4 protein-coding genes and 1 pseudogene are annotated in these 4,691 nt (G+C 72.8%); 4 read left to right on the top strand and 1 reads right to left on the bottom strand.

Annotated features, from left to right (window positions below; all coding sequences use genetic code 11):
• Positions 1 to 588 (bottom strand): annotated as a pseudogene (locus tag KBX53_RS22955) (hypothetical protein); the annotation flags it as partial.
• A 131-nt stretch (positions 589 to 719) separates the two neighbouring features.
• Between KBX53_RS22955 and KBX53_RS22950 the strand changes: the two are divergent.
• The 4 genes from KBX53_RS22950 to KBX53_RS22935 form a co-directional block, all read left to right on the top strand.
• Positions 720 to 1,325, top strand: a complete 606-nt coding sequence (locus KBX53_RS22950) for a methyltransferase (RefSeq protein WP_210861579.1) — start codon at positions 720 to 722, stop codon at positions 1,323 to 1,325.
• Positions 1,326 to 1,366: 41 nt separating this feature from the next.
• Positions 1,367 to 3,046 (top strand): ABC-F family ATP-binding cassette domain-containing protein, encoded by a 1,680-nt coding sequence (locus KBX53_RS22945; RefSeq protein WP_210861578.1) that lies wholly within the window; start codon positions 1,367 to 1,369, stop codon positions 3,044 to 3,046.
• The gene (locus KBX53_RS22940) at positions 3,043 to 3,843 is read left to right on the top strand and encodes a nucleotidyltransferase domain-containing protein (RefSeq protein WP_030329933.1); all 801 of its coding nucleotides are present in this window, start codon (positions 3,043 to 3,045) and stop codon (positions 3,841 to 3,843) included. The genes KBX53_RS22945 and KBX53_RS22940 overlap by 4 nt, the downstream gene beginning before the upstream one ends.
• Positions 3,844 to 3,880: 37 nt before the next feature.
• A partial coding sequence (locus tag KBX53_RS22935) for an aldo/keto reductase (protein WP_210861577.1) occupies positions 3,881 to 4,691 on the top strand: 811 nt, incomplete at its 3' end.

Raw genomic sequence — 4,691 nt, 5'->3', positions numbered from 1 at the left:
GCTGGGCTGGCCGTCGGTGAGCTTCAGTTCCTTGCCGGGGAAGAGTTCCTTGGCGGTGAGCGGGGCCTGGTCGGTGTCCCGGGAGTCGAGGGCCACCCGTTCCGGCGTGGCCGACGGCGCGGCGGCGTTCGGCTGGTACGTCGGGTTGCTCTGCGGCTGCTGCTCGTTGCGGTCGATGAGCAGCGCGGCGGCGCCGAGGCCGCAGAGGGCGAGCAGCACCAGGACGGCGGCACCGCCGATCAGTACCTGCCACAGCCGGCCGCCGCCGCGCCGGGCGTTCGGTTCCACCGGGGTCGCCGACGTGTAGATCTGGCTGCGCGGCGGCGCGGGCGGGATGTCGGCACGAGTCGGCGTGGACTGCGGCAGGTCGGCCCGTACCGGCGCGGACTGCGGCAGGTCGGCGCGGGTCGGCGCGGGCGACGACGAGGGCAGCGAGAGCTGGTTCGGCCGGGGCAGCGACGGCGTCGGGAAGCGCGACGGGGACGGCCCGGCCGGCGGGGGCGGGCCGGTGCCGAGCACCGACAGGTCGGACCCGGGCTCCGGGTAATCCTCGAAAGCGTCCTCATCGGACTCGTACCGATACACCATGTCGCCCAGAGTAGGAGCGATTGTCCCTTTAGGGGGTAATTTCAGGGAAATGCGCGCGTGGGCCGGGTCAGGTCCGTGGAGAAGGCCGATCGCCCCGGCGGTCCTTCCCGGGCCGGTGCGAGAATTGCCCGGTGACCGGCGACCACTACTTCACCGCTCAGCCCACCAGCGACGCCCCGGCGCGCGAGGTCGAGTTCTCCGTCGCCGACCGCGACTACCGGCTCGCCTCGGCCGGCGGAGTCTTCTCCGCCAGCCGACTCGACCCGGGCACCGCCGTGCTGCTGCGCAAGGCCGAGCTGCCCGCCGCCGACACCGTGGGCGACCTGCTCGACCTCGGTTGCGGGTTCGGGCCGATCAGCTGCGTCCTGGCCGACCTCGCGCCGGCCAGCACCATCTGGGCCGTCGACGTCAATGCCCGGGCCCGCGAGCTGACCGCCGCCAACGCGACTCGGATCGGCGCCGCCGACCGGGTCCGGGTCAGCGCACCGGACGACGTCCCGGAAGACCTCCGCTTCGCCCAGCTCTGGTCGAACCCGCCCATCCGGATCGGCAAGGACGAGCTGCACGAGCTGTTGCGGCGCTGGCTGCCCCGACTCGCCCCGGACGGTGTCGGCTGGTTGGTCGTCGCCCGGCACCTCGGCGGCGACTCGCTGCAACGCTGGCTCACCGAGCAGAGTTGGCAGGTCGAGCGGTACGCCAGCCAGAAGGGCTTCCGGGTGCTGCGCGTCACCCGGTAATTGGATGTACCCCCCGACCCTCACTGGGGCAGGATCCCGGCGTGGGATACGTGGACGTGGCAGCGGTCGGGCACATCCTGCCCGACGGTCGGGAACTCTTCGCCGACGTGTCGTTCCGGGTCGGTGAGGGCAGCAAGGTCGCCCTGGTCGGGCCGAACGGCGCGGGAAAGACGACGCTGCTGAGGATGGTCGCCGGCGACCTGCCGGTGCGCACCGGCGTCGTCGCACGGGCCGGCGGGCTGGGCGTGATGCGTCAGTTCATCGGCATGATCGGCGACGAGTCGAGCCTCGCCGACCTGGCGTTGTCGCTCGCCCCGCCGGCCCTGCGCGACGCCGGCCGGCGACTCGGCGAGACCGAGGCGGCAATGCGGGCGGCCGAGGCCCACGGCACGTTCAGCAACGCCGCGGGCAAGGCCCAACTGGCGTACGCCGATGCGCTCGGCGCCTGGGGCGAGGCCGGCGGGTACGACGCCGAGGTGCTCTTCGACACCGTCGCGACGATCGTGCTCGGCCAGCCGTGGGACGCCGTCCGGGACCGGCCGGTGCGTACCCTCTCCGGCGGCCAGCAGAAGCGCTTCGCGCTGGAGTTGCTGCTGCGCGGCCCGGACGAGGTGCTGCTGCTCGACGAGCCGGACAACTTCCTCGACGTGCCCGGCAAACGCTGGCTGGAGGCGCGACTGCGCGAGTCGACCAAGTCGGTGCTCTACGTCTCGCACGACCGCGAGCTGCTGGCCCAGAGCGCCGACCGGGTGGTCGCCGTCGAGGGTGGTAGTGCCTGGGTGCACCCGGGCGGCTTCGCCAGCTGGCACGAGGCACGGGTGGCCCGGCACGCCCGCCTCGACGAGCTGCGCCGACGGTGGGACGAGGAACACCAGAAGCTGCGTGAGCTGATGCTGATGTACAAGCAGAAGGCCGCGTACAACGACGGGTTGGCCTCGCGCTACCAGGCCGCACAGACCCGGTTGCGGAAGTTCGAGGAGGCCGGGCCGCCGCCCGTACCCCCGAAGGACCAGGACATCCGGATGCGGCTGGCCGGCGGGCGGACCGGCAAGCGCGCGGTCGTCTGCGAGCAGCTTGAACTCGACGGCCTGACCTACCCCTTCGACCTGGAGATCTGGTACGGCGACCGGGTGGCGGTGCTCGGTGCCAACGGCACCGGCAAGTCGCACTTCCTGCGGCTGCTGGCGCGCGGCGGCACCGACCCCGACCCGGCGAACGGGCCGGTCGACGGAGCGGGGGCGCTCGCACCGGTGGCGCACGACGGCGTGGCCCGCCTCGGTGCCCGGGTACGCCCCGGGCACTTCTCCCAGACCCACGACCGGCCGGAGCTGATGTCGAAGACGCTCGTCGAGATTCTCTGGCGCGGCGACGAACACCGCACCGGGATGGACCGACACGCGGCGATGGGCGTGCTCAGCCGCTACGAGCTGGCCGCGCAGGGCGACCAGCGGTTCGGCACGCTCTCCGGCGGGCAGCAGGCCCGGTTCCTGGTGTTGCTGCTGGAGTTGTCCGGGGCGACCCTGTTGCTGCTCGACGAGCCCACCGACAACCTCGACCTGGCCAGCGCGGAAGCGCTCGAAGCGGGCCTGAACGCGTTCGAGGGGACGGTGATCGCGGTCACCCACGACCGCTGGTTCACCCGCTCCTTCGACCGGTTCGTGCTGTTCCGGGGCGACAGCGAGGTGGTGGAGACCCCGGAACCGGTCTGGGACGTCGGGTGATCCCGGCCGACCTGCCCGACCGGCTGTGCGCCGTGCCGGGCGTGGTCGCCGTGGCGCTCGGCGGCAGCCGGGCACGCGGCGAGCACCGCCCCGACTCCGACTGGGACCTCGGCCTGTACTACCAGGGTGAGCCGGACGTACCGGCGCTGCGGGCGATAGCCGCGACCGTCGCCGACGACCCGGCGGTGGTACTCACCGCACCGGGTGGTTGGGGGCAGTGGGTCGACGGCGGTGGTTGGCTGCGGATCGGCGGGGTCGCCGTGGACTGGATCTACCGGGACCTCGACCGGGTGCGCCGCGTCTGGACGGACTGCCGCGCCGGCCGGTACGAGGTCGGTGTGCAGGCCGGGCACCCGCTCGGGTTCTACTCGTCGGCCTATGTCGGCGAGGTGGCGCTGTGTCAGGTGCTCGCGGACCCGACCGGCCAGCTGACCCGCCTGAAGGAGCAGACCCGGGATTACCCGCCCGCGCTGGCCGACGCGCTGGTGGCGGGCGGCTGGGAGGCCGGCTTCCTGCTGGCCGGCGCGGCCAAGGCCAGCGCTCGCGGGGACAGCGGGTACGTCGCGGGCTGCCTGTTCCGGACGATCGGGGTGCTCGCCCAGGTGCTGCACGCCCGGGCGGGCCGGTGGCTGGTCAACGAGAAAGGGATGATCGACGCCGCGGGGCGGCTGCCGGGTGCGCCGCCGGACTTCGCGCGGCGGGCGCACGCGCTGTTGGGAGCTGTCGGTCACGGCCCCGCCGAACTGGCCGCGACCATCGACGCTGCCCGTGAGCTGGTCAGTGAGGTCGTCGGTTGAGCCGCCGCCGAGGTGGCCCGCACCGCGCCGGCATAGGGTGGATCTCGTGACTGACATGACCTATCGCCGGCTGGGCGACTCCGGGCTCGTGGTGTCCGTGGTCGGCATCGGCTGCAACAACTTCGGCCGCAAGCTCGACCTCGACGGCACCCGGGCGGTGGTCGACGCCGCAGTGGACGCCGGCATCACCCTCTTCGACACCGCCGACATCTACGGCGAGCCGCAGGGCGGCTCCGAGGAGCTGCTCGGGCAGGCGCTCAAGGGCCGCCGGGACGACGTGGTGCTGGCCACCAAGTTCGGCATGGACATGAACGGCCTCAACGGGCCGGACTACGGCGCGCGGGGTGCGCGGCGCTACATCGCCCGTGCGGTGGAGGCGTCGCTGCGCCGACTCGGCACCGACCACATCGACCTGTACCAGATGCACGAGCCCGACCCGGGCACCCCGATCGACGAGACCCTGGCCGCCCTGGACGACCTGGTCCGCGACGGCAAGGTGCGTTACCTGGGCAACTCCAACTTCGCCGGCTGGCAGATCGCCGACGCGGACTGGGTCGCCTCGTCCAACGGCCGGTCGCGCTTCATCAGCGCGCAGAACCACTACAGCCTGGTGGAACGCTCGGTGGAGGCCGAGGTGATCCCGGCGTGCGAGCGGTTCGGCCTCGGCATGCTGCCGTTCTTCCCGCTCGCCAACGGCCTGCTCACCGGCAAGTACAAGCGCAGCGAGCAGCCCCCGGCCGGCAGCCGGCTCTCCGGCGGTGGCCGGTACGCCGAGCGGCTCGCCGCCGCCGACTGGGACACCATCGAGGCGATCGAGGCGTACGCGGCCGAGCGGGGTCTGAGCATGC

The sequence above is a fragment of the Micromonospora sp. M51 genome, from assembly GCF_018070305.1.
Taxonomy (GTDB): Bacteria; Actinomycetota; Actinomycetes; order Mycobacteriales; family Micromonosporaceae; genus Micromonospora; species Micromonospora parva.
This window is presented reverse-complemented; position numbering and strand designations above follow the sequence as displayed.